At 45.0% G+C, this 22,881-nt stretch carries 25 protein-coding genes and 1 riboswitch; of the genes, 15 read left to right on the top strand and 10 right to left on the bottom strand.

The window, feature by feature from the left end; translation table 11 throughout:
- Window positions 1-4 precede the first annotated feature (4 nt).
- From FHS57_RS30110 to FHS57_RS30085, 6 genes are all read left to right on the top strand, one after another.
- Entirely contained in the window at window positions 5-1,432 is a 1,428-nt protein-coding gene (locus FHS57_RS30110) for an aldehyde dehydrogenase family protein (RefSeq protein WP_183980264.1), read from the top strand.
- Between the two features lie 455 nt (window positions 1,433-1,887).
- Complete coding sequence (locus FHS57_RS30105; protein ID WP_183980262.1) at window positions 1,888-2,487, top strand: HD domain-containing protein; 600 nt, start codon at window positions 1,888-1,890, stop codon at window positions 2,485-2,487.
- Window positions 2,488-2,515: 28 nt separating this feature from the next.
- A complete protein-coding gene (locus FHS57_RS30100; protein ID WP_183980260.1) occupies window positions 2,516-3,283 on the top strand; it encodes an SDR family NAD(P)-dependent oxidoreductase in 768 nt (255 codons plus the stop codon).
- Window positions 3,284-3,368: 85 nt separating this feature from the next.
- Window positions 3,369-3,737 (top strand): four helix bundle protein, encoded by a 369-nt coding sequence (locus FHS57_RS30095; RefSeq protein WP_183980258.1) that lies wholly within the window; start codon window positions 3,369-3,371, stop codon window positions 3,735-3,737.
- Between the two features lie 92 nt (window positions 3,738-3,829).
- The gene (locus FHS57_RS30090) at window positions 3,830-4,150 is read left to right on the top strand and encodes a 2Fe-2S iron-sulfur cluster-binding protein (protein ID WP_183980256.1); all 321 of its coding nucleotides are present in this window, start codon (window positions 3,830-3,832) and stop codon (window positions 4,148-4,150) included.
- 10 nt (window positions 4,151-4,160) lie between these two features.
- The gene (locus FHS57_RS30085; protein WP_183980254.1) at window positions 4,161-5,321 is read left to right on the top strand and encodes an NAD(P)/FAD-dependent oxidoreductase; all 1,161 of its coding nucleotides are present in this window, start codon (window positions 4,161-4,163) and stop codon (window positions 5,319-5,321) included.
- Between the two features lie 89 nt (window positions 5,322-5,410).
- Here FHS57_RS30085 and FHS57_RS30080 read toward each other — a convergent pair whose 3' ends face one another.
- Entirely contained in the window at window positions 5,411-6,601 is a 1,191-nt protein-coding gene (locus FHS57_RS30080; protein WP_183980252.1) for an MFS transporter, read from the bottom strand.
- Window positions 6,602-6,788: 187 nt separating this feature from the next.
- On the opposite strand from FHS57_RS30080, the gene FHS57_RS30075 reads away from it, so the two are divergent.
- Together FHS57_RS30075 and FHS57_RS30070 are read left to right on the top strand one after the other, a co-directional pair.
- Complete coding sequence (locus tag FHS57_RS30075; RefSeq protein WP_183980250.1) at window positions 6,789-7,811, top strand: SDR family oxidoreductase; 1,023 nt, start codon at window positions 6,789-6,791, stop codon at window positions 7,809-7,811.
- A 6-nt stretch (window positions 7,812-7,817) separates the two neighbouring features.
- Window positions 7,818-8,402 (top strand): Crp/Fnr family transcriptional regulator, encoded by a 585-nt coding sequence (locus FHS57_RS30070; RefSeq protein ID WP_183980248.1) that lies wholly within the window; start codon window positions 7,818-7,820, stop codon window positions 8,400-8,402.
- A 4-nt stretch (window positions 8,403-8,406) separates the two neighbouring features.
- On the opposite strand, the gene FHS57_RS30065 is transcribed toward FHS57_RS30070, so the two are convergent.
- The 5 genes from FHS57_RS30065 to FHS57_RS30045 all read right to left on the bottom strand — a co-directional run bounded on the left by FHS57_RS30065 (window position 8,407) and on the right by FHS57_RS30045 (window position 11,815).
- Window positions 8,407-8,664 (bottom strand): Trm112 family protein, encoded by a 258-nt coding sequence (locus FHS57_RS30065; RefSeq protein ID WP_183980246.1) that lies wholly within the window; start codon window positions 8,662-8,664, stop codon window positions 8,407-8,409.
- Complete coding sequence (locus FHS57_RS30060) at window positions 8,642-9,280, bottom strand: thiamine phosphate synthase (protein WP_183980244.1); 639 nt, start codon at window positions 9,278-9,280, stop codon at window positions 8,642-8,644. Before FHS57_RS30060 ends, FHS57_RS30065 begins: the two co-directional genes overlap by 23 nt.
- The gene (locus FHS57_RS30055) at window positions 9,277-10,329 is read right to left on the bottom strand and encodes an AIR synthase family protein (RefSeq protein ID WP_183980242.1); all 1,053 of its coding nucleotides are present in this window, start codon (window positions 10,327-10,329) and stop codon (window positions 9,277-9,279) included. The genes FHS57_RS30060 and FHS57_RS30055 overlap by 4 nt, the downstream gene beginning before the upstream one ends.
- Window positions 10,330-10,331: 2 nt before the next feature.
- On the bottom strand, window positions 10,332-11,057 hold the full coding sequence (locus tag FHS57_RS30050; RefSeq protein ID WP_183980240.1) for a class I SAM-dependent methyltransferase: 726 nt from the start codon (window positions 11,055-11,057) through the stop codon (window positions 10,332-10,334).
- Window positions 11,058-11,164: 107 nt separating this feature from the next.
- A riboswitch (TPP riboswitch) is annotated at window positions 11,165-11,255 on the bottom strand.
- Between the two features lie 59 nt (window positions 11,256-11,314).
- Window positions 11,315-11,815, bottom strand: coding sequence for a DinB family protein (locus tag FHS57_RS30045; RefSeq protein ID WP_183980238.1), 501 nt, complete (start codon window positions 11,813-11,815; stop codon window positions 11,315-11,317).
- 174 nt (window positions 11,816-11,989) lie between these two features.
- Here FHS57_RS30045 and FHS57_RS30040 point away from each other — a divergent pair, with 174 nt between their 5' ends.
- Entirely contained in the window at window positions 11,990-12,907 is a 918-nt protein-coding gene (locus FHS57_RS30040) for a CE1 family esterase (RefSeq protein WP_183980236.1), read from the top strand.
- A gap of 370 nt (window positions 12,908-13,277) precedes the next feature.
- Here the strand turns inward: FHS57_RS30040 and FHS57_RS30035 are convergent, their stop codons facing one another.
- The 3 genes from FHS57_RS30035 to FHS57_RS30025 form a co-directional block, all read right to left on the bottom strand.
- On the bottom strand, window positions 13,278-14,426 hold the full coding sequence (locus FHS57_RS30035; protein WP_183980234.1) for an acetyltransferase domain-containing protein: 1,149 nt from the start codon (window positions 14,424-14,426) through the stop codon (window positions 13,278-13,280).
- A gap of 112 nt (window positions 14,427-14,538) precedes the next feature.
- Window positions 14,539-15,432, bottom strand: coding sequence for a dioxygenase family protein (locus tag FHS57_RS30030; protein WP_183980232.1), 894 nt, complete (start codon window positions 15,430-15,432; stop codon window positions 14,539-14,541).
- Between the two features lie 243 nt (window positions 15,433-15,675).
- Entirely contained in the window at window positions 15,676-16,548 is an 873-nt protein-coding gene (locus FHS57_RS30025; protein ID WP_183980230.1) for an SDR family oxidoreductase, read from the bottom strand.
- 125 nt (window positions 16,549-16,673) lie between these two features.
- Between FHS57_RS30025 and FHS57_RS30020 the strand changes: the two genes are divergently transcribed.
- The 5 genes from FHS57_RS30020 (at window position 16,674) to FHS57_RS30000 (ending at window position 20,121) form a co-directional block, all read left to right on the top strand.
- Complete coding sequence (locus tag FHS57_RS30020) at window positions 16,674-17,072, top strand: winged helix-turn-helix transcriptional regulator (protein ID WP_183980228.1); 399 nt, start codon at window positions 16,674-16,676, stop codon at window positions 17,070-17,072.
- Between the two features lie 79 nt (window positions 17,073-17,151).
- The gene (locus tag FHS57_RS30015; RefSeq protein WP_183980227.1) at window positions 17,152-17,496 is read left to right on the top strand and encodes a zinc ribbon domain-containing protein YjdM; all 345 of its coding nucleotides are present in this window, start codon (window positions 17,152-17,154) and stop codon (window positions 17,494-17,496) included.
- A gap of 133 nt (window positions 17,497-17,629) precedes the next feature.
- Window positions 17,630-18,928, top strand: coding sequence for a prolyl oligopeptidase family serine peptidase (locus FHS57_RS30010; protein ID WP_183980226.1), 1,299 nt, complete (start codon window positions 17,630-17,632; stop codon window positions 18,926-18,928).
- Between the two features lie 377 nt (window positions 18,929-19,305).
- Entirely contained in the window at window positions 19,306-19,815 is a 510-nt protein-coding gene (locus FHS57_RS30005) for an XAC2610-related protein (protein WP_221225772.1), read from the top strand.
- A gap of 42 nt (window positions 19,816-19,857) precedes the next feature.
- Entirely contained in the window at window positions 19,858-20,121 is a 264-nt protein-coding gene (locus tag FHS57_RS30000; RefSeq protein WP_183980224.1) for a hypothetical protein, read from the top strand.
- 7 nt (window positions 20,122-20,128) lie between these two features.
- On the opposite strand, the gene FHS57_RS29995 is transcribed toward FHS57_RS30000, so the two are convergent.
- Window positions 20,129-21,712 carry a Na+/H+ antiporter gene (locus tag FHS57_RS29995; RefSeq protein ID WP_183980223.1) on the bottom strand — a complete coding sequence of 528 codons (1,584 nt, stop codon included), beginning with the start codon at window positions 21,710-21,712 and terminating at the stop codon, window positions 20,129-20,131.
- 77 nt (window positions 21,713-21,789) lie between these two features.
- On the opposite strand from FHS57_RS29995, the gene FHS57_RS29990 reads away from it, so the two are divergent.
- The gene (locus FHS57_RS29990; RefSeq protein ID WP_183980222.1) at window positions 21,790-22,662 is read left to right on the top strand and encodes a ribokinase; all 873 of its coding nucleotides are present in this window, start codon (window positions 21,790-21,792) and stop codon (window positions 22,660-22,662) included.
- Window positions 22,663-22,881 lie beyond the last annotated feature (219 nt).

Raw genomic sequence — 22,881 nt, 5'->3', positions numbered from 1 at the left:
ACATATGAATCACTTCATCAATAATAATGACCACGTTCCTGACTCTGGGCAGTACATTGAGGTTTTAAACCCATGTACCGCCGAAGTCGTGGGGAGGTGCGCCCGAGGGAATGGGTTGGACGTGAATTTTGCGTTAGAAAGTGCCCAAAAAGCATTTCGAAAATGGAAAAAACAACCGACGGCCCAGCGGGTCAAATTACAACATGCGGTGGCCCAACTGATGCGTAAAAATGCCGAGGAACTTGGTGGTATTTTAGCCAACGAACTTGGGCGACCCATAGCAGGTTGTATTCATGAAATAGGCCGTAGTGCCGACCTGCTGGATTTTTATGCCGAAGAAGCCTTACGTCTCAAAGGAGAAATTCCGCTTCATAATTTGGAAGGAGAAAAAGCACTGGTCGTACGTGAACCCATTGGCGTAATGGTGTCTATAACGCCCTTTAACTATCCAATTACGCTCCTTTGTATGAAAATTGGGGCAGCGCTGCCCGTGGGTTGTACGGTAGTGGCCAAACCTTCCGAGGATACCCCTCTTTCCACCTTGCGACTTGCGGAGTTGTTTAAAGAGGCGGGTTATCCAGAAGGCGTATTGAACGTCATTACGGGCTATGGCCACGAAATTGGGAATGCTTTGATTGAACATCCCATTACGTCAAAAGTCGCCTTTACGGGCGGAACAGCGACGGGAAAACGAATAGGGGCATTAGCGGCAAGCCTCAACAAACGAATTACGCTCGAACTCGGGGGGCAGTCGCCCGTGATTGTCTGCGAAGATGCCGATTTGGCGATAGCTTGCCCTGCCATTGTCAAACACGCTTTTGCCAACAGCGGACAGTTTTGTTACCGAGTGAATCGGATGTATGTTCATGCAACCATTTATGAGCAGTTTGTTGAACAAATAGTAAAATTGACCCAAAAAATCAAGGTTGGATTCCCTTTTGATGGCGTGGACATGGGGCCGTTGGTGAACCAAAAAATTTACCAAAACAGCGAACTTCAGGTTGCAGATGCGCTTAACAAAGGAGCTACCGTACGAACAGGTGGAAAACGCCTGACGGGAGAAATGTACGACCGAGGTTGGTTTTTCCCTCCCACGGTTATAGCAGATGCTAACCCTGGCATGAAAATCATGACCGAAGAAACCTTTGGTCCCGTGGTCGGTGTCATGAAATTTTCGACCATCGACGAAGCTATTTCGCTCGCCAATGATTCTGACTATGGATTAGCCGCTTATGTTTTTTCCCAACAATTGGGAACAGGATTACGCATAGCGGAGGAGTTGGAAGCAGGTTCGGTGTGGGTTAATAACATTCACCGTTCGTACCAAGATGTGCCTTTTGGAGGAGTAAAACAAAGCGGTGTTGGTCGCGAAAAAGGACATTACGGGTTAGAAGCCTACACGGAGTTAAAAACGATTTATCTTAATTATTAGCAACGTGTCTGTCGTGTCGAGGGTTTCGTGCCGTGCGGAGGGTTTCTCAAAACCCGACTTTGACTGCGACGTGTGGTGTGTGTAGAGAATCCGTGTCCAGTACGGAGGGTTTCTCAAAACCCGACCCTGATTGCGACGTATGGTGTGTATGTAAAGAATCCGTGTCCAGTGCGGAGGGTTTCTCAAAACCCGACCCTGATTGCGACGCTCGGGTTTTGAGAAACCCTCGACACAATTGATTACGACGCTTGGGTTTTGAGAAACCCTCGACACAATTGGCGACGCTTGGGTTTTGAGAAACCCTCGACACAATTGGCGACGCTTGGGTTTTGAGAAACCCTCGACACAATTGATTGCGACGCTTGGGTTTTGAGAAACCCTCGACACAATTGATTGCGACGCTCGGGTTTTGAGAAACCCTTCACACATATAAGAACCATTAAAATAAACCAAAAATGAGTGATTTGTTAGGCCAATACAGTACGTTATGGCAAGCAGCTAAGCCTCACCTCAACGTTCGTTCAAACGATGTTCATACGTTGGTAGCGATGACTTTTGCCAAACAACTGCTTGATTATTACCCAGAAGCAGAGGCAGAAATCGTCCTGCCTGCCATTTTGCTACACGATACGGGTTGGTCAAAAGTCCCTCAGGACAAACTTTTATTAGCTTTTGGTCCAGGAGCAAAATACCCCGACATCCAACGACTTCACGAAGTGGAAGGGGTAAAAGTAGCCAAAGAAATAATGATGGAGGCAGGGTTTGAAACAACTCGCATCGAAGCAGTTGCTCAAATCATAGATGGGCATGATACCACGTCTGTAGCCCGCTCATTGAACGACGCCGTGATGAAAGATGCCGACAAATTGTGGCGTTACTCATCGGGCGGGATTACCATCATTCAACGGTGGTTTGGCATTACGCGAGCGGAAGTTCACGAGATTTTACAAAACTACGTCTTCCCGACTTTGCTGACCGATTTTGGGAAACGCCTGGCCAAGTCCATGCTAGATGCAGAACGTATTGAGTTAGCCTTTAAAGAAGGTGAATTGTAAAACCCAGAGCCATTAAAAAGAGATTAGCATGAAAGAGAAAGTAGTCATTATCACAGGAGCCGCAGGAGGATTAGGACGTGCTTTCGCGTTGGGATTTGCCAGTGCTGGGGCAAAAGTGGCTGTCTGTGACTTGAATCTTGCAGGAGCCGAAGAAACGGCGGCCATGGTGGGAGAAGATGCCTTGGCGCTGAAAGTGGACGTAGCCGATGAAGCCTCAACGGAACAAATGGCTCGTACGGTCATAGAAAAATGGGGGAGAATAGATGTGTTGGTCAACAACGCCGCGATTTATGCCACCATTCAACGAAAGCCATTTTATGAAATTACCGTCGCTGAGTGGGACTTGGTGATGAATGTAAACCTGAAAGGGGCGTGGTTGTGTACCAAAGCCGTCGCAAAGCACATGATTCAGGAGCGTCGTGCAAGTACGGCCAATAGCGAAATGAGTACGGGTAAAATAATCAATATTTCATCAGCAACAGTCATGAGTGGTTCGCCCATGTGGTCACATTATGTGGCCTCCAAGGGGGGCGTGATTGGGTTAACGCGGTCGATGGCCAAAGAATTAGGCGAGTTTAACATTACCGTCAACGCGATTGCTCCAGGATTTACGTTGACCGATGCTAGTTTAAATTTGATTGAAAATGCGCAGAAATACGGAGTAGAACGTGGCGCAATTAAACGTTCCTCTACGGCTGAGGATATCGTAGGAACAGCCCTTTACCTCGCCTCGTCGGCCTCTGATTTTGTCACGGGCCAAACCATTGTGGTGGACGGAGGGAAACAGTTCCTTTAGATTAAAACGATTATACGATTATACGATTTACGATTAATTCGATTATTTTAGTAGTCTTATTTATTAATCAAATTAATTAAATCGCATGAATGCTGACGAATTTAAAGCAAGAACCCAAAAGCTAGCTCTTCGGATTGGACGATTAGCTGACGCCCTTCCTTCGAGTAGGAGTGCAGATATTTATGGTAAACAACTCATTCGCTCATCCTCGTCAGTAGGAGCAAATTATCGAGCTGTTTGTAGGGCAAAATCGCTGGCAGACATGATAAATAAGCTTAAAATTGTTGAAGAAGAAGCAGATGAAACACTCTACTGGCTCGAACTTGTAACTGAATCAAACTTAGTGCCGCGAGAAAGGATAGCCGACTTGATGCGAGAGACTAATGAAATACTATCCATGGTTGTAGCATCGTTGCGCACCCTTCGAAAGAAAAAAAGCAAAGGTACCGACTAACAAAAGATAATAATTTTGAACTTAACTATAATTGATTTTCGTAAAATCGAATTAATCGCAAGTCGAATTAATCGTAAATCAAATTAATCCCTATGCCTCACATTACTTACATTGAACCGAACGGAACGGCAAAGACGTATGATTTGCCCTTGGGAGCTAGCCTTATGGAAGGCGCTGTACAAAATGGTGTAAACGGTATCGTCGCCGAATGTGGTGGTTCCTGCATGTGTGCCACTTGTCATATCTATGTCGATGATGCGTTTTTGAGCCAATTGCCTGAAATGGAGGAAGAAGAAAACGAAATGCTAGATAGCGCCACGTCCGAGCGACGGCCGAATAGTCGCTTGGGATGTCAAGTGCGGGCAACTCCAAAAGTAGAGGGCTTGATTGTTCGTATTCCTTCAGTACAATAGCGTTTTTAACATGAAAAAAGTGGTTATCATCGGAGCAGGGCATGGAGGTGTCCAAGCGGCTACTTCTTTGCGCGATATGGGCTTTGAAGGAACGATACAATTGATTGCCGATGAAGCGCATTTGCCGTATCAGAAACCTCCATTGTCAAAAGGTTTTCTTAATGGTAAACAAACCGTTGAGAACCTACTATTTCGGAATGCCAATTACTACGCCGAACATCACATTGAGGTAATTGTTGGGGAAAAAATAGAAGCAATTCAGCTTCATAACCAGACCGTAACCTCATCAACTGGCCATACATTTGAGTACGACTATTTGATACTTGCCACGGGTGCTCGCAATCGAGAACTTCCGAAGGCTATTGCCTCCAATGCGCTGTATTTAAGAAGTATGAGCGATGCTCAACAACTGAAATTAGCGCTTGATGTTGTAGAAAGTGTAGCCGTGGTAGGTGGTGGTTTTATCGGATTAGAAGTAGCTGCTAGTGCTGCTGAAGCTGGTAAACAGGTGACAGTTTTGGAGGTGCAAAATCGACTTATGGCACGCGTATTGCCGCCCGTTTTGTCGGAAGTATTTCTCAAAAAGCACCAAGAAATGGGCGTAAATGTACAGTTAAATGCCACTGTTTCGGCGGAAGCATTGGCTGAGTTTGATTTGGTCGTCGTGGGGATTGGGGTTGTTCCAAACCAAGAACTTGCACAGGAGGCAGGTATTGAGTGTCAAAATGGGGTTTTGGTCAATGAGTATCAACAAACTTCCGTTTCCAACGTCTATGCCATTGGCGACTGTGCGAGCCATTACAACCGTTTTGCAGGAAAACAGTGTCGTTTAGAATCGGTGCAAAATGCAGTGGATCAAGCCAAAATAGCGGCAGCGCATATTTGTGAAAAGACACAGCCGTACGATGCCGTACCGTGGTTTTGGACCAATCAGTTTGACCTTAAATTACAAATGGCAGGCATCAATTCGGACTACGATTCGTACGCCTTCCGAGGAGATTTAGTGGCCAATAAGTTTTCTATTTTTTACTTTAAAGAAAATAAACTGGTGGCGGTAGATTCTCTAAATCGCCCCGCTGATCACTTGGCAGCTCGCAAATTGATTCAAGCGGGTATCACTCCTACCAAGGAACAAGTGGAAGACGCAACCCTCAAATTGATAACATCCTGATTGATAACCAACCCCTCACAATCCGCGCGCATCTGCGTTTTTATTCTTTAGCGAGTTCCGCGAGGGAAACGTTAAAAAGCAATGTGTCCCTATTTTTTAGCAGTATCCCCAAAAACCAAAATCACCGAAATCAAACTAGCAACAACCGCTCCAATCGCCAATGGTAAAACGCCGTTGGTCAACTGACTACTAATGACGGCTCCAATTCCTGAACCAATAAAAAAGAAGATAGTGCCGTCAACTGCGGCTGCCAAACCTGCATTTTCGCCCATAAACTTCAGGGCTAACGCCCCACTATTGGGGTCACCAGCAGTTGTGAACGCCATCAATAGTGCTATCATCACAAAGAAATAGACCATCGGTGGAGGATTTCCCAACAACAGCACACCCCCAAGCAATACAGATGCTGCCGCTAAATAAAGCAGAAGAATTATTCTAAGCGTCTTTTTTGCTCCATACCTTTTGGTAAAATAGGAGTTGGTCAACGATAAAATGGCCATTAACAAACCAATAGCACCAAAAATAATTGGAAACAAATCGGGGCGCTGGTAGATATCCCCAATGATTCTTTCAGAACTAGATACATAACTGCTTAACACAGAAAAGATTAAAGTAGCGATGGTGACATATCGAAGAAAATGGGCATCAGTAGCAATTGATTTGAGTTTCGGTAACAACTCGCCAATTTTTATGTCATTTCTGGCTTCGACGGGCAACGATTCGCCCATCCGAAATGACCAAATAAATACCAAAACCGCAAAAATGGGAGGGATTAAAAACACCCATTTCCACGAATAATAACTTAAAATCACCGCCCCGAGCGACGGCGCAATGACGGGCGTGAATAAAAACAAGGTTAGCACTAGAGACATCACTCGGGCCATTTCATCACCTGCATATCGGTCGCGAACAGAAGCGATAGAAGTCATAAATACCGCTGCTGCTCCCATGCCTGAAATAAACCGAAAGAAAAACATCCAATTCAAACTGGGCGCATAGACCGTGGCGAATCCGCTCACAATGTAGAGGATAATTCCAAACCGTAGGATAGGCAATCTTCCCATTTTGTCGGTGAGGTAGCCAAATACAATTTGCATAATTTGCCCCATAAAGAAAAAAGTAACCAACCTGTCGGTTTGGGCAACGTCGTTTCCGACGGCAAAATGGCGTCGAACTTCCGCAAAGGCTGGTAGCATAATATCAATACCCAAAGCAGTCAAAACCATTGAGCAAGACGTAAAAACAATGATTTCTTTCGAAACCTTTTTAGGGTTTTTCATTTCAAATAAAACATTTTAGCAAAAGTAAGAGAAGTATTAGGTTTCAAAGGGGGGGAATTGCGACATTTTAGGGAGGTTTTTAGGCCCCGTCATATTTTGAGACTGTTTACTTCCATCATTTCTTACCATTTGGTAATTGCAGTGATTTTGGGCATCCCTACTTTTGCCTAAAACAAAAGTAATCGCCATGAAAAAAGTATTAGTCACTGGAATAACAGGTTTCTTAGGGTCGCATACGGCCATTCAACTACTCGAAAAAGGCTACGAAGTCGTAGGGACGCTCCGTAGCCTCCAACGTGCCGACGCCATCAAAGCTGTCATTGGTCAGCACACTGCCAATACCCATTTACTGAGTTTTGCGGAAGCCGATTTGAGCAACGAAAAAGTGTGGATGCTACTTACCAAAGAAATGGATTACGTGCAACACATTGCATCACCGTTTCCAAGAGAGTTACCCAAAAACGATGAGGAACTAATAGAGCCTGCTAAAAACGGGGTTCTCAATATTCTGAAAGCTGCCTCAAAAAACGGTGTTAAACGAGTTGTGTTAACGTCCTCTTCTTCAGCTATTTTGTATGGAAGAGCAAAAAATGACAAAAACGTTGTTCTTGACGAAAATACATGGACAGACGTCTCCAATTTGGCAGATACCACTCCTTATTTCCGAAGTAAAACCATTGCAGAAAAGGCCGCGTGGGAGTACATTAAAACCGACAAATCGGGCTTAGAACTTACGACGGTTCTTCCTGGGGCAATTTTAGGCCCTGTGTTAGAAGAAGACTTTGGAACTTCTGCAAACATTGTCATCAAAGCATTGGACGGAACCATGCCAGCTTTACCTGCTATTGGTTTCGATATGGTGGACGTACGTTCGGTCGCTGAGTTACTGATTTTAGCCATGGAAAAACCCCAAGCGGCTCATCAACGTTACGCGGGTTCAGCAGGATTTATTTCGTTCAAAGAAGTGGCTCAGCTTTTAAAAACTGCCTATCCTCGTCGAAGGATTCCTTCGTTTCTTTTGCCCAATTTTGTGGTGCAACTTTTTTCACTGTTTGACAAAACCCTCCAGCCCATTTTAGTAGATTTAGGCGTCGAACGAAAAATCAATAATTCAAAAGCAATCAACGAACTTGGATGGCGCCCCCGCACCAACCGAGAAGCTGTACTTGCCTGCGCTGAAAGTGTTTTAAAACTTGGGATAGTCCAATAGAATAGTATGAATAAACTCAAGTCAGCCCTTCAATTTGGTGGAATTCTGGGCGATGATAGCATCCAGCAAGTGCTCAACCACGTCCATTTAAAAACCCTCAAAACAGGAGAATATTTTCTCGAATTCGGAGCCGTTGCGCACGAAATTATGTTTGTGGATGAGGGTATTTTACGTAGCTATGATACTGGAAATCAGGGCGAAGAAATTACTAAGTATTTTGTTCGCTCTAATCAATTTTACGCCGACTTGGAGAGCTTCTACAATTTAACTCCTTGTGAAAATGCCATTCAAGCAGTGACACCTGCGAAAGTTTTGGTAATCAGACGCAAAAACTGGGAAATATTTAATGAGACCATTCCTAATTTTTATATTTTTACCAAAACCATTATTGAAGCCACATTTCTTACCAAAATCAAAGACAATGACTTCCTGAACTATGGCACAGCTATGGAGAAATACCTTGAGTTACAAAAACGTTATCCCGAAATTTTGCTCCAAGTTCCGCAACAATACGTCGCTTCTTACCTCAAAATAACCCCGCAATCATTGAGCAGAATCCGCAAGGAGTTAGCTACGAAAGAACGCCCTTGAGTTGCTACGTTGCTTTTTCTTTCGCTTCGAGACTCAATTGACTTTCCCATTTTACAAAAAAAGGTTGTTCCAGTTGGGCTTCGCGATAATTGTCAGGAATCATAATGGGTACTCCGTGGATAATGGGATACAGTCGGTTACAAGTTGGGCAAGCCAGTAATCCTTCGTGAATAAGGTCTGGTTCTTTTTCGGTAAAAACTTGTAAATGAAGGTCGCTTTTATCAAATGGGCAACACAACTTAGAGAGAAAATGGGTTGTCATCGGTGGGTTGATTTAAAAGTGAATGGTAATTCAAAACAGCCTCGGCAGGACTTGATGTCCCCATAATGGCCGAAACCAAAGCGATTCCGTCGAAAGGCAACGAGTGCAAACGCGGTAAGGTCAATTCATTGATTCCCCCCGCTAAAAATACCTTTCCTTGGTAAAATTGACGGGTATTTTGGATGGTTTCGGAGGTGACTAACTCGCAACTCGTACTTGTTTTGGACGGAAAAACGGAGCAATAAGAAATATAATCAAGCGAATGCTGTTCGGCCCATTGTAATTCTTCAACGCAGTTAGAACAGGTCATTCCCCACAGTAAATCGGGGCGTTGTTTTTTTAAGGAGGGAAGTATTTCATTGGGTTTGTCGAGGTGAATCCCGTCGAAACACGTCCATTTTAGATACTCCAATCCTTCATTCAAAAACAAAGGTACGTGAGCTGCTTGGGTCAATTCATGCACTTGCTGAATCACCGCAAGTGGAGCTGAAACACCCCGCCAGTTATTCCAAAGTTGAACCGCAAACAAACCGCCCCGTAGCGCTTGCTCAATTTTTTGGAGCAAAAGCGATGTGTTGAGGCTTGGGTCGGCAATTAGATAGATGCTCTTTTTCATTTCCAGCCTTTGTGATATGCCCCAAAAAATGCCGCCCAATACGGGTCTGTTTCAAAATAAGGCAAGGATTTTCTTTGTCCATCTTCGATAATGGTACGTCCTTCAGAAGAGGCGACAACCTTACCAATTACGGTTGCTGGAAGTCCCTGCTCAACTAACGCTTGAACCACCGCTGTTTCGTGGGCTGGCTTTACCGAAAGTATCATAGAACCTGCCCCAATGCAATAGCGAGGGTCAAGTTCAAACAGCTCACAAACCGCCATTTCTACAGCAGTACGCGGAATTTTTTCATCGTTTACCTCCACGCCAAGCCCACTCGCTACCGACATTTCGAGCACCGCCCCCAGCACTCCTCCCTCCGTGACGTCGTGCATGGCGTTGACAACCCGCTGTTTTTCATTGAGTTGTCGAACTGCCTCCGCTTCTTTCAAAACCGAGGTTTGGTAAAACAAATCGCTGGCTTTTTGGGCTATTTCTGTGCCCAATCGCTGTTTGACCGTTTCGGGAAAAGACAAGGCCAAAATCGCCACCGACGACATGGCGCACTGTTTGGTCATCACAATCAAATCCCCCGCTTGCGCGTTTTTGGAGGTCAATATTTGATCTTTGGGAGCAATGGTAATCATCGTTCCTCCGCCCGCAATCGTCGAATTTTGTCCTTCAATACTTCCCGTATGACCTCCCGTAATGGCCACCCCAATTTGCTGACTAAAGTGGTCGATGTACTGCCAATATTCCCGAAACTGAGCGTTGGTGATGCTGGTTGGGAGGTTTAATACTGTTTGTAAATACTGGGGCGAAAAACTCGTGGTCGCGATGTCGTTGGCCATCAAATGCACCGATAGCCAAGCCGATTCTTGCAGTCCCAAGGTCGGGATAAGGCTGAGCGGGTCGCTCGTAAGTGCCATTGCTCGGCCGTCTAGCAAATCAATCAATGCCACGTCCACGCCAAAATTCGGCCCGACGAGCACTTCTTTTCGCCGAAAACCACTGTTGGGTAAAATGACTTGTTTGAAGTATTCTTCGTTGATTTTGCCCGCGTTTTCCATCACTACACATCGTTGAATTTGACAAACAAACCGAAAAAATCACCGTACGGAACGTGCCATTCTTGCACAGGAAACCACTCAGGAAGCCCCGTTGCTTGCCATTCAATCGTATAGCTCCGTCCCTCCAGCGCCTCGTGGATTTTTTGGGTAAGCAGGGTAGGGGTGTAAAACGTTGCGGTAACGTAAAAGGGGTTTTTGCCAAAAGCTTCTTGCACTCGTCGGCGGACGACTTTGGGCGAATTGCGGTTCATCATGCCAAACGCAATGCCGTATTTGGCCACGCGCGCCGCTTCACGGATTACCTGCACGGGGTCGCGGTAGTATTCAAAAGTCGTGATAAATGCGAGGCAATCGAAGGTATGATTTTTGAACGGCATAAAATGGGAGTCGGCCCACACCAAGTTTCCCCCAAAAAGATGAACTGCTTGCCCGAGCATGAAGGGAGAAATGTCGCCCCCAGCGGCTTCAATGCCGATTTCTTTCCACCAACGGGTGAAGCGCCCCGTGCCGCAGCCGAATTCGAGCAAGGTTTTGATGCGAGTATCGGAGGTGACAAACCGCCCCATGATTTTCTTCTGCCAAACTTCGGCACGTTTGTAGCGGCCTTCATACCAAAGTTCGTACGTGTCGGTGTGTTCGCGGTTAAAAAACCATTCTTTGCGGCCTTGCCAGTTGCGCAGTGGAGGATTAACAAGGCTTTTTTCGCTCAATTGAAGTTCTTCATTCATACGAGTTGGATTAAAAAATAAAACCTCATTTCTGCACCGAATGCTCGAAATGAGGTTTCAAAACCAGTATGAATATACCCCTCTTACGATGGGGCTAGTTCTCCTACGTCTTTTGTCTCCTGCATTCCTCCGCTGGTCCTAACCAGTTCAGGTTCTCGGGTATCATCTCAGCTTTTTACAGCACCCCGTGCATGAAATATGAGCACAAAAGTAGGGAGGAATTTTAAAGTATCAACAGTTTGGCAAAAATAGTTGAACTACGCGCCCATCTCGTCGGCACTTGGGCCATAAACGCCTGGAATCGGAATGTCAAGCAAACGAAGATAGACACCCAACTGCGCACGGTGGTGAATCATTTGGCCAAAAGTATGGCGAATGGTTTCGTACTTGCTGATGTCCATATATACCACATCGCCATTTTTTAACTGCCAACGCTCTTCAAGCATGGCATCTTCATGTTGGGCAAAGTGAGCTTTTGCTTCTGCCAAGTTTTTATCAAAATAGGCAACGAGTTCTTCACCGCCATTGCAATGATGTGGGTTGTAGGGGTTTTTGGCAAAATCCAATTCGTCTGTAGTGAAAGCCAATGTTATCCATGTCGGCAAATCAGCAATGTGTTCTCCTAACTCCTTCAAAGGCATACTTTTAGCATGTGGTTTCCAGTCGCCTTTGTCGGCAGGAACAAGTGCCAACATTTTGCGAGTACCGATACTTTCATCTTCTAATTCGGCCAGTAATAAATTAAGTAATGTTTTCATGGTTGTTGTGTTTTTTTGGTAAACTTTCTTTTTGTTTTTTGAACAACACAAAGGTCGGGACAGCCTATGACAACCCTATGTCAGTAGCTTTTTTTAGGGGCACAGTTTAAACTTTCGCCCTGTCTTCGCATCTAACCCGCAACACCTTCACCATTAAACAGTCTTTCAACCTCCATGAAAACTTTATCTATCATTTTGGGAATTTTTCTTGTTTTTGCCCTTGGTTGCCAGCCCACACAGCCCGCCGAACCTACCCTTCGTCGCACTGAAGGAACCCTGACCGTAGATGGTCGAAACCGCTTTTATTTAATCAATCTCCCTCCCAATTACGACCAATCCAACGACGTTCCACTGGTCATCGCCCTTCACGGTGGTGGCGGAAAAGGTTCGCAAATGGAAAGTGATTATTTATTGACGGAAAAAGCCAACGCCGCTCAATTTGCCATTGTCTATCCCGATGGCGTACAAAGCGACGGAATCTTGGGGGCTCGCACCTGGAATGCAGGTACGTGCTGCGACTACGCCGTGGAGAAAAACATTGACGATGTAAAATTTATCGGTGTTCTGATTGATGAATTGATAAAAAAATACCCCAACATCAACCCCAAAAAAGTCTATGCCACGGGTATGTCAAACGGCGCCATGATGTGTTACCGCCTTGCGTGTGAGCTTTCCAACAAAATTGCCGCCATTGCTCCCGTCGCAGGAACATTGGCCACCACTACTACCTGCCAGCCAACGCGCCCCGTTCCGATTTTGCACATTCATTCCAAACTTGATGCCAAAGTTCCCTACGAAGGTGGCACGGGAATTTTTGGGTATTACTTCCCGCCCGTTGCCGACGGCCTTTCAGCTTGGGTAAAAAACGACGGTTGCGCTTCAACTAGCAAAACGGTCAACACTTTCCCCAATTATACGCTCACCAAATGGAGCAATTGCACCAACAGTACCATCGAGTTTTATTTTACCAACGACGGGGGGCATTCCTGGCCTGGGGGTGTTAAAAGTCGCGTTGCCGCCGATGACCCTTCCACCGCCATCAACGCCAACGATGTCATTTGGGAGTTCTTTCAACGTTACCAATTGCCGTGAGGGCAAGAGGCAAAAGGCATGTGGCAAATATGCAAAAGGCAAGACATGCAAAGGGCATGTGGCAAATTTGAACCTGCGGGCCTAAGATTCTTTTCGCTTCGTTAAATAGTTGCGCATAAATTTTAGTGTATTAGTAGTTTCTATTGCTTCGGACAGGGCCGCCTGTGCGGAAGCGCAACCTTTGTAGTAGTAGAGAGCCCATCAATAACCCCCTTTTGCTTCGGAGAAGCATAACAAAGCAACAAGTTATGCTTCCGCTCGGGCGGCCCCGTCCGAAGCAAAAATTAAAAAATTACCTGCTGTTACTACTACAAATGTTGCGCCTCTACCGAGGCTACTTTGAACTACTCTAGAACTTTTGCTTTACTACTTAAATATACCGTAACCAGGTTCTGTGGGTATTTGCCTTTTTGTATTTCCCAAACCATTGGCACAACGGATACAGCACTCCGACAATACCTATCCAAACCACATACACGCCCCAGAGCGGCAAGCCATTGGCGGCTTTGGGGCGGCCAAAACTGAACCCAAATTCAAAATCTTTGACCCCAAATCCTTCCGCAAAAAGAATGGCAAACATGGTTAAATGAACGATGTACCAATGCAATAAATAATAAAACATGGGGACTTTGCCGTAGGTAGTAAAAAACCGACTGAGGGCGTTTTCTGCACTTTCAAAGCAGTACAAAAGCAAAAACATTGTTCCTAACGTCATCAAATCGTACAACAAGGAAGGAGGGTATTTGGTGACATTGATGAAAGATAGGAAAGTAAATAAGCTATCTTTTTGAACCGACCAAGGTTGCGGGTCGAGTAAAATATTGGTAAAACGAAGCACCACAAAAGCAACTAGGGCTGCCCCTCCCAGTTTTAAAAAAATCTGTTTTCGTTCTTGGGCAGGCTTTTTAAAATAACTTCCAGCGCCGTATCCTGCCAACATAATGCCCAGCCAAGGAATGAGAGGATAGCCCATAATGAGCGTTTTAGAAGCAGGCAACGGCAAGGCAGTTACCGAAAATATAGGCGTCAAAATAGTTCGCAACGCCGAACCTTCGGGCAAGGGCAAGAGCGCAAATGCCCCGTGAAGCACCATAATAGCCACACCTACAACGCCCAAAGTTGAAGAAGATACGTGGTGCAACAAACCAAGTATGACGAAGCTAAGTCCGATGGCTGCAATGACCTGAAACAGAAATACATTGAATCGAATATCCCACCAAATACCAAAGGTAATAACGGTGAATTCTAGCAACACCAGCCACAACCCACGCTTGATTAAAAACAAGTGGTTACCTTCTTTTTGGGAAGATAAATAAGCGGAGGTTCCTGCCAAAAACACAAATATCGGCGCGCAAAAATGCGTAACCCATCGTGCCATAAAAATGGATGCGGTGGTGGTCGTTAAGTTGGTAGGATCAAGAGTTTGGGAAGGAATGTGAATCAAATCACGAATATGGTCGAGGGCCATAATGACCATCACAATGCCTCTTACGGAGTCGATAGAAGAGATACGTTTCATAAAATGGGCTGATAGGGTTGTTTGGGATATAAAGTCAAATAGGTATAAAAACTAATTGGCGAACCGTTGGGTTCGCCAATTAGCTCGCACTTTCCCAGAAAGCCAACCCCTTCTAACTCAATACAAAACTCCGCTCGCTGAAGGCAGGTAGGTTGGGTTTCCCTTGGTAAAAATACCGTAGTTCGTCTTTAGGGTCCATCAGTCCAAGGCTGTACAAAACGGGCACAAAATGGTCGGGAGTGGGAGCCGCCAATTTGCCCAGTTTATGGCTCGTCTCGTACTTGATAATGTTCCCAACGTTTCGTTCACTAATCTGATTTTTTATCCATTCATCATACTCTGCTTCCCAGCCAAATGGCGTCATGTCGCCCGACCGCATTTTGGGGCCAAGGATTTGAAGATTATGAATCAATGAGCCACTACCGATGATTAAAACACCCTTTTCGCGCAAGGATTTGAGCTGTTTGCCCAATTCATAATGGTACTGAGGTGTTTCGTAGTAGCTAATACTCATCTGAAACACAGGAATATTGGCATTGGGAAATAGGTGCATCAGCATAGGCCACGCGCCGTGGTCGAGTCCCCACTCGGTAGTTTCTTTCACGGAAGGAATAATTTTGGTTACCTCTTTCGCAATGTCTGGCGCTCCATGTGCATGGTACTTGGGGTCGTAATAATGTTTCGGAAAACCGTAGTAATCGTAGATTTGCTGTTGCTCGGGCGAAATATTCACAAACGTACCCCTCGAACACCAGTGTGCCGAAACAACCAAGGCCGCTTTCACTTCGTATTTTTTCTGCAAATCAAGCCCCAACTGAAACAGTGCATTCCAAAAAGGACGCTGTTCTTTCGATAAAGGGATGTCCATCGGGCTGCCGTGCGATGTAAACAACACGGGCATTCGGGTGCTTTGCGTGGGTAAAGTATCGGTATATTGTTTAAAACTGCTCAAGGTTCCCATGGCAGAAAGCGTTAGAAGTGATTGAATAAATTCCTTGCGTTCCATCGTAGTAAGGTTTTCTTCCTTAAAATAACGGTAATTTCTTCAAAAAACATGAATCCGAGGTTTCTTTTGTGTCCGAGGTTTCTCAAAACCTCGGCTGTTCATTCGGTTATGATTAACCGAATGAACAGCGAAAAAATCAGTTCCGTAAACGAGGTTTTGAGAAACCTCAAGCGTCGGTTGTGAGCAACCGACGGCACTACAATGAGCAACTGACGGCACCACAATGCGTAACCAACGACACTACTAAACCGTTTCCAAGGCAAAAGCTTCTTTCAAAAAGGCTGCCAAAGGCATTGTTTTGTGGCCCAAAATAGTTTCAAGGATAGGTGAAGGCTGGTCGAAATCTTCGTTTTTTACCGCTGCGGCAAACAGCACTGACATCAAAATAATCCCCTCTGGTAAGCCAAATTGTTTCAAAGCGCCCTCAAATGCCGCAGGTTCGGGACTTACGTATGGTACATTTTTACCTGACAACGTAGAAAGCTCCACCGCGATTTCGGCAAATGAATAGGCTTCCGAACCCGTCAACGGATACGTTTTGTTTTCGTGGCCTTCGGTTGTCAAAATTGTAGCAGTCGCTTTTGCCAATTCTTGACGGGCCGCAAAGGCTACTTTTCCATTTCCTGCTGGGAAGAAAATACCCGTTTCCAACACCCCCGCCCCTACAAACATCGGAATAACTTCGAAATAGAGGTTGTTTTGGAGAAATGTGTACGTCAATCCGCTTTCTTTGATGTAATCTTCCGTCTGGAAATGATCGCCCAACAAAGGCTTTAAGGGCGACTCGTTAATGTCTTTCATCGCCACCCCCGTATATAAAATATGCTTTACACCCGCATTTTTGGCAGCATCCACCACGTTTTTGTGTTGCCCCAAACGGTCATTAAAATCGTTGGAAGAAACCAAAAGCACCTTTTCGATGCCCTGCAATGCCGATGCCAACGATGCTTTGTCAAAATAGCTGCTTACACGGACGTCCACCCCTTGGGCAGCGAGGTGTTCGGCTTTTGCTGCATCCCGTACCAATACCGCGATTTCGCTGGCGGGTACTTTTGTAAGTAAATTTTCAACTACACTGCCTCCGAGTTGTCCTGTGGCGCCTGTTACTAATATCATTGTTGTAAAAGTTTATGTGAAAAATGTTTTTGATGGTCACAAAAGTAGGTTATCTTTGCTATGGAAAATATAGCGATATACAAAAGTATAGCACTATTAAAAAGTATAGCAATCTGATTAACAACATGATACAGTCACTAAAATCTGTCGAAAACGTAAAAAAATGCCCCGTCTCCTACGTTTTGGCCGTGCAAGATACCCTCAACGCTTTTCAGGGGAAGTGGAAAATGCCCATCATTGGGACGTTGTTGTTTGGTAAAAAACGCTTTAAAGAAATTGAGCGTGAAATCCCCAAAATCACTCCACGGATGCTTTCTCAAGAATTGAAAGATTTGGAAGCCAATGGAATTATCAGTCGGAAGGTCTATAATACCATTCCAGTCACGGTAGAGTACGAACTCACCGAATCGGGGGAACAATTGCACAGGGTAATTGATACCATGATTGAGTGGGGATTGCAGCATCGCCAAACCAATATTATGGACAATTTACCTGCGTTTAGTGGCGTGCGGAATGCAGGATAAATTGTTAGGAGGTACTTTTGTATGTCTTTTTGTGGCTAATTTTTCTACTTTTGCGGCCTAATCAAAATAAAACCTTCCTATGTCAGAATTTCCTCCTTGTCCCAAATGCGGTAGTGAATACGCTTATCCAAGCGATGGTTTGTTGGTGTGCCCCGAATGTTTTCACGAATGGAACCCCGAAGATGCGGAGGTAGAAGTGGTAGAGGGTGAATTGAAAGTACTAGATGCCAACGGAAACGTTCTTCAAAACGGTGATTCGGTAGTGGTTATCAAGGATTTACCCGTGAAAGGTGCGCCAAAGCCCATCAAAGCGGGTACGAAAGTGAAAAACATCCGCCTCACCGAAGGCGACCATAACATCGACTGCAAAATCGACGGTTTTGGTTCGATGGGACTCAAATCGGAGTTTGTACGCAAGGCGTAAATACAGTGTTGTCTTCACGCAAAGTCGCTAAGGAGCTCAGATGCCTGTGACTTTGCGTGAATAACTTTGTGTTAAATTCCTTTCCCTCGGCATAAATGCTAACTTTGGCGGTTTACTTAATCTTTAACCTTTCATGAAAGTATTACACCTTACCAAAGTCATTTGTATTGCGCTTGTGTGCGCACTTTTTTTGGGGACTTCCGCCCAAGCTCAATCTTCGAGCGACTACACCCTCGTGGTGGAAGGCTACGATTGGGGACCCGCAGTCAGCAAAGTGATTGTTGCGCTGGATGCACCCTCAAACAACGTCGATTTTAAAGATTTTACCGTTGCCGTAACGCGGAGTTCGGACTGCGCCACGATTCCCGATGCCCTCAAAAGCGGCAATCGGACGGTGGTCTTTGCCTACATTTCCGATGTCCAAGGTAATCGAATCAAAGAAGGTTCGCACGCTACGCTCGTGCTGACCGTAGCGCCCAACATGCCTCTCTCTTCGCCTTTTCAGTACTCGCAGAGTGGCCAATGTCGAGGTAATTCGTGGGTCAACTATCAAGTAACCGCTACCAACACCAAAACCAATCAGGTGTGGAACAAAGAAAAAGCAAGACTTCGTCCAGGCATCGACGAGTTTGATTTGACAGGGAAATACGAGTACGAAGCGGGCAAAACCATGTCGTACGCGGCCTTTGCCCCCAAAAATAAGTCAGCCAAAAATCCCTTGATTATTTGGTTGCACGGTGGTGGTGAGGGTGGCACCGACCCCACTATTCCGCTAATTGGCAACAAAGCGTTCAACTATGCCTCTGTCGATATTCAAAAATACTTTGGCGCTGCCTACGTATTGGTGCCTCAGTGCCCTGGCGCGTGGATGCACAACAAAGAGGGCGTGATGCAGCCTGGCTCGGGCGAGGACGTATATAACATAGGGTTGATGGCGCTCATCAAAGCGTATGTGGCCCAACACCCCGACATTGATTCTAAGCGTATTTACGTGGGTGGTTGCTCAAACGGTGGCTACATGGCGCTCAAGTTAATTTTAAAAGAACCTGCGTATTTTGCGGCGGGTTATATTAGTGCCTTGGCCTACCAATCGCAGTACATAACCGACGCCCAAATCAGCAGCATCAAAAATGTGCCGATGTGGTTTATCCACTGCAAAGAAGACGCCACGACTAAGCCTGATTTGACGGTAGTGCCCGTGTACGAGCGCTTGAAAAAGGCAGGTGCTAAAAACGTGTATTTCAGCTACTACGACCACGTCACTGATCTTTCGGGCTTTTTTGGTGGCGACAATTATTACTACAACGGACACTGGTCGTGGATTTACTTGCACGTAAACCACGCCCAACTCGACTACGACGGCTCGCTCGTTCGTCTCAACGGCCGCCCTACCACCATCATGGAATGGATGGCCGCACAGCGGAAGAAGTAGAGCGATTCTGGGTGTACGAAATTTTGCAGGTGGCGAGGCTGTCTTTTATGTTTACTATGTGTTTATTCTAATGTGCTCTATGTGTTTTAGAATAAATGCTTCTAAACCCTGCATTTATTCGTACACCCTGATTTGATAACATTGAAGCTGAACAAATTTTAACGTATTTTCACCCTTAAAATCAACTTGAAAGTATAATTCGTATCATCTCGCAAATGGCAAAGTGGTTTCCTTTTCTTCTATATATAACTGTCTCAAATGCGTTATGGGCGCAGCATACATTTCTAATTACCCAAGCTCCCCACAATTATGCAGTCAAAGTAAAGGTCGAAAAATGTACAGAATCCAACTGCCATGGAAAGGGGACGATAGAGTTAATGTCCAGCGTAAAAAAAGGTGTTTCTCAAGTATTTACGTCGAAAAATATTGATTTTGATATTGTGAGGGGTAAAAACAATGTCATAAAATACGACCAACAGCAAGTACTAAAGTTTGATGATTTTAACTTTGATAATCAAACTGACCTTGCCATTCGGAACGGCAACAACGGCAGCTATGGAGCACCAACGTACGACATTTATGTGTTCAACAGTACGAAACAACGTTTTGTCAAAAGCGAAGAATTGACTGATTTGGTCGTAGATAATTTGGGAATGTTCGAGGTGAACCACGCGCGTAAACGTTTGATTTGTAAGGAAAAATCAGGTTGCTGTTTGCTTCTAAAGACCGAGTACGAAGTTGTTTTTAGAAAGGGCCTCAAAAAAGTACGTGAAGTTGAAGAAACTTCTGATGGAGAAACTGTGAAAGTGACGACCCGTGAACTAAGAAATGGACAGTGGGTATCCAACCTTAAAAAGTACAAAGTGGCAGATTATTACAAACCGTAACGACTGCTACTTATCTTTGTGCCAAACAAACCCACGTTAAACATGGAAAATCCGTTTGGCACAAAAGATTATGGGCACTTAACGCTCGAAGAATTGAGGGCAGAAGAAAAAAAGCTAAAGTCGCAACGCATCCCGATGGCGATTTTTGTTGGCTTTTTGGTTGGTATTGCCATTTATTCCGCTACGCACAATGGCAAATTCCTTCCCGTCATTTTGATGGTTGCGGCTTTTATTATTGGGCGCAATGCCACTCATAAACTCAAGAGCCTTCAAGCTGAAATTCAACGTAGAAATAGCCCATTTTAGGTTGCCCTTATTCGTTCAATCGGGCCTCTTCCAAGTCTAATTCGTGCTCTTTTCGGCGAAGCAATTCATCCGAATAGCTTTTCTCATTTCGTAGTTTATAAAGCTCTCGGCGGCGTACATTGACCAACTCCAGCAACATACGGCGGTATTTGGGCAAAAAGTGCGGCACGGCCTTTTCGGTATCTTCTTTTAATAATTTCTGATTGGCAATTTCGGACATTCGTTGGTACCGATCTTTGATGCGGCCATAGGCATCAATGGTTTCGAGTTCTGCAACGTAGTTGGTTTGCAAATGATTGAGCGCCGCATCTGCCAAACGAAGCCGAATCTCCACCTCTTGCTCTTTATCTTCGTTCTCTTCTTCGCTGATTTTCAACCAACGAATAATGGGCGATAAACTGAGCCCTTGAAATACCAACGTAAACAAAATCACAACAAAGGTGATAAAAAGCAGTAGGTCGCGGTGGGGAAAGTGCGCGCCTCCCTCCAAGGTCAAAGGAATGGCCAACGCAGATGCCAACGAAACTACGCCCCGCATACCACTCCAAGCAATCAAAAACTCATTTCGCCAACTCAATTTGCGCTCTCTTTTGTTGAAAAAACACGACAAATACATGCCAGAAAATACCCACATTAGCCGAATAAGCACCACTAATACACTTATCACTAACCCATAAAAAACAAGTTCGGCCAAGGAGTACAACTGAAGCGCCGTAAAAATAGCGGGGAGCTGTAGGCCAATCAGGATAAAGACAAATCCATTGAGGATAAATATAAAAACATCCCACACTGAATAGGCTTGAATGCGGGTATTGTAGGAAAACATTTCGTGCGAGCGATAGCTCAAAAACAACCCGCCACTTACCACTGCCATTACCCCCGAAGTGTGAAAATACTCAGCAACGATGTACATCAAATACGGAGAAATAACGGTCAAAGAAGTGTCAATACTGGCCGTGGTGGGCAGGTATTTGTGGATATAAAAAAGCGCAAAGCCAAACAAAAGCCCAATAAATACGCCCACCCCTGCTACTACAAAAAAGTTTGTGGCCGCGTTGGAAAACGTAAATTCTCCCGTCAAAGCAGCTGCTAACGCAAATCGAAAAACAATCAATGACGATGCATCGTTGATGAGGCTTTCACCCTCTAAAATAGTGACGACACGCTTAGGTACTTTTACGGTTTGTAGCACCGACGTCGCTGCCACTGCATCGGGAGGTGAAATGATGCCCCCCAACAAAAAACCGAGTGCCAAAGGAAAATCAGGAATGAGCAACTGCATGACGAGTGCAACCGCCGTGGAAGTAAAAAATACGAGTCCAAAGGCCATCATGCTAATCGTTCGTCGTGCCGCCCAAAACTCTCGCCATGAAGTATTCCAAGCCGCTGCGTAGAGAATGGGAGGTAAAAAGATGAGAAAAACGATGTCGGGATTCAACGTCACAACTGGAATGCCAGGGATAAAACTAATCACCAAGCCCGCAAGCACCAAAAAAATGGGATACGGCACCTTTAGCTTTTCACTGAGCATCGACAGCATCGACACGGCCATCAAAAGGGTAACAATAAGCAGTAAATTTTCGTGAATCATGGGAGAATGTATAGGTGGATTTGGTAAAGTTAGCAAAATCAATCAAATTTAATTTTGACTAACGTTTCCAAAAATATATGAAAATCTTAAATTTTGGTTCTATCAACATCGACTATGTGTACGGAGTTCCCCATTTTGTAAAACCCGCCGAAACAATTGCCAGTACGTCGTACCAAGTTTTTATGGGGGGTAAAGGCTGTAATCAAAGTGTGGCATTGGCCAAAGCAGGCGTGCAAGTCTATCACGCAGGGGCTATTGGAGAAGATGGAATATGGATAAAAAACCAGTTGAACGATTGGGGAGTAAACGTTGATTTCTTAACGATTTCTGACGGCCCAACGGGACACGCCATTATTCAGGTGGAGCCTAGCGGCCAAAATGCCATCATCATTCACGGCGGGTCTAATCAGGCTATCCATTCTTTCCATATCCATGATGTGCTTCAGCATTTTGAAAAAGGAGATATTTTATTGGTACAAAATGAAATCAATGCTTTGCCCGAATTGCTCCTTGCGGCTTCCGAACGCGGGCTGAAAATTTTCTTTAATCCTGCCCCCATGACGCCCAGTGTTTTTGAATTGCCTTTGGAAACCATTGACGTTTTTATCATCAATGAAGTAGAAGGTGAAGAACTAACCAACAGAAATACAGCAGAGGGTATTTTGCAAAAAATGGCAGAACAATTTCCCAATGCAGCTACGCTCCTGACGTTGGGCGAAAAAGGGGCACGCTACCAACATGCGTCTGAAATTAGATCCATTAATGCTAAAAAAGTAAAAGCGATAGATACCACCGCCGCAGGCGACACCTTTATTGGTTATTTTTTGGCTAACTGGGCATTGGGTGAAACCTTAGATACTTGCCTCCAAAAAGCCACCCAAGCATCCGCCATTTGCGTTACCCGTGCAGGTGGCGCGGTATCAATCCCATCCAAAGAAGAAGTAATGTAAGAAGTGAAAGTCGTGTAGTCAGATTCTTAAATCAAGTGTGAAGTCAGATTCTCAAATCTGACTAGGAGGTTTCTCAAAACCTCGATTATTTCAGTTTTGAGAAACCTCGTGCGTTGGGGTTAAGCAACCTACCTTAACCCCATAAGTGTACGTAATTTATTTTTAATATTGTAAATGCGCAAGAAGACACATTTTTTTGGGGATGCCCGTTTGTTAGTA

Source organism: Runella defluvii, assembly GCF_014195535.1.
Classification (GTDB): Bacteria; Bacteroidota; Bacteroidia; order Cytophagales; family Spirosomataceae; genus Runella; species Runella defluvii.
This window is presented reverse-complemented; position numbering and strand designations above follow the sequence as displayed.

What these genes read in the sequence shown, in the direction of transcription:
- FHS57_RS30005 (WP_221225772.1), top strand. Translation starts at nt 19,306, where the DNA reads ATGTCCAGCGTAAAAAAAGGTGTTTCTCAAGTATTTACGTCGAAAAAT.
- FHS57_RS29990 (WP_183980222.1), top strand. Translation starts at nt 21,790, where the DNA reads ATGAAAATCTTAAATTTTGGTTCTATCAACATCGACTATGTGTACGGA.
- FHS57_RS29995 (WP_183980223.1), bottom strand. Translation starts at nt 21,712, where the DNA reads ATGATTCACGAAAATTTACTGCTTATTGTTACCCTTTTGATGGCCGTG.
- FHS57_RS30105 (WP_183980262.1), top strand. Translation starts at nt 1,888, where the DNA reads ATGAGTGATTTGTTAGGCCAATACAGTACGTTATGGCAAGCAGCTAAG.
- FHS57_RS30065 (WP_183980246.1), bottom strand. Translation starts at nt 8,664, where the DNA reads ATGACAACCCATTTTCTCTCTAAGTTGTGTTGCCCATTTGATAAAAGC.
- FHS57_RS30045 (WP_183980238.1), bottom strand. Translation starts at nt 11,815, where the DNA reads ATGAAAACATTACTTAATTTATTACTGGCCGAATTAGAAGATGAAAGT.
- FHS57_RS30070 (WP_183980248.1), top strand. Translation starts at nt 7,818, where the DNA reads ATGAATAAACTCAAGTCAGCCCTTCAATTTGGTGGAATTCTGGGCGAT.
- FHS57_RS30100 (WP_183980260.1), top strand. Translation starts at nt 2,516, where the DNA reads ATGAAAGAGAAAGTAGTCATTATCACAGGAGCCGCAGGAGGATTAGGA.
- FHS57_RS30010 (WP_183980226.1), top strand. Translation starts at nt 17,630, where the DNA reads ATGAAAGTATTACACCTTACCAAAGTCATTTGTATTGCGCTTGTGTGC.
- FHS57_RS30060 (WP_183980244.1), bottom strand. Translation starts at nt 9,280, where the DNA reads ATGAAAAAGAGCATCTATCTAATTGCCGACCCAAGCCTCAACACATCG.
- FHS57_RS30080 (WP_183980252.1), bottom strand. Translation starts at nt 6,601, where the DNA reads ATGAAAAACCCTAAAAAGGTTTCGAAAGAAATCATTGTTTTTACGTCT.
- FHS57_RS30030 (WP_183980232.1), bottom strand. Translation starts at nt 15,432, where the DNA reads ATGGAACGCAAGGAATTTATTCAATCACTTCTAACGCTTTCTGCCATG.
- FHS57_RS30015 (WP_183980227.1), top strand. Translation starts at nt 17,152, where the DNA reads ATGTCAGAATTTCCTCCTTGTCCCAAATGCGGTAGTGAATACGCTTAT.
- FHS57_RS30090 (WP_183980256.1), top strand. Translation starts at nt 3,830, where the DNA reads ATGCCTCACATTACTTACATTGAACCGAACGGAACGGCAAAGACGTAT.
- FHS57_RS30110 (WP_183980264.1), top strand. Translation starts at nt 5, where the DNA reads ATGAATCACTTCATCAATAATAATGACCACGTTCCTGACTCTGGGCAG.
- FHS57_RS30000 (WP_183980224.1), top strand. Translation starts at nt 19,858, where the DNA reads ATGGAAAATCCGTTTGGCACAAAAGATTATGGGCACTTAACGCTCGAA.
- FHS57_RS30025 (WP_183980230.1), bottom strand. Translation starts at nt 16,548, where the DNA reads ATGATATTAGTAACAGGCGCCACAGGACAACTCGGAGGCAGTGTAGTT.
- FHS57_RS30055 (WP_183980242.1), bottom strand. Translation starts at nt 10,329, where the DNA reads ATGGAAAACGCGGGCAAAATCAACGAAGAATACTTCAAACAAGTCATT.
- FHS57_RS30040 (WP_183980236.1), top strand. Translation starts at nt 11,990, where the DNA reads ATGAAAACTTTATCTATCATTTTGGGAATTTTTCTTGTTTTTGCCCTT.
- FHS57_RS30095 (WP_183980258.1), top strand. Translation starts at nt 3,369, where the DNA reads ATGAATGCTGACGAATTTAAAGCAAGAACCCAAAAGCTAGCTCTTCGG.
- FHS57_RS30085 (WP_183980254.1), top strand. Translation starts at nt 4,161, where the DNA reads ATGAAAAAAGTGGTTATCATCGGAGCAGGGCATGGAGGTGTCCAAGCG.
- FHS57_RS30075 (WP_183980250.1), top strand. Translation starts at nt 6,789, where the DNA reads ATGAAAAAAGTATTAGTCACTGGAATAACAGGTTTCTTAGGGTCGCAT.
- FHS57_RS30035 (WP_183980234.1), bottom strand. Translation starts at nt 14,426, where the DNA reads ATGAAACGTATCTCTTCTATCGACTCCGTAAGAGGCATTGTGATGGTC.
- FHS57_RS30020 (WP_183980228.1), top strand. Translation starts at nt 16,674, where the DNA reads ATGATACAGTCACTAAAATCTGTCGAAAACGTAAAAAAATGCCCCGTC.
- FHS57_RS30050 (WP_183980240.1), bottom strand. Translation starts at nt 11,057, where the DNA reads ATGAATGAAGAACTTCAATTGAGCGAAAAAAGCCTTGTTAATCCTCCA.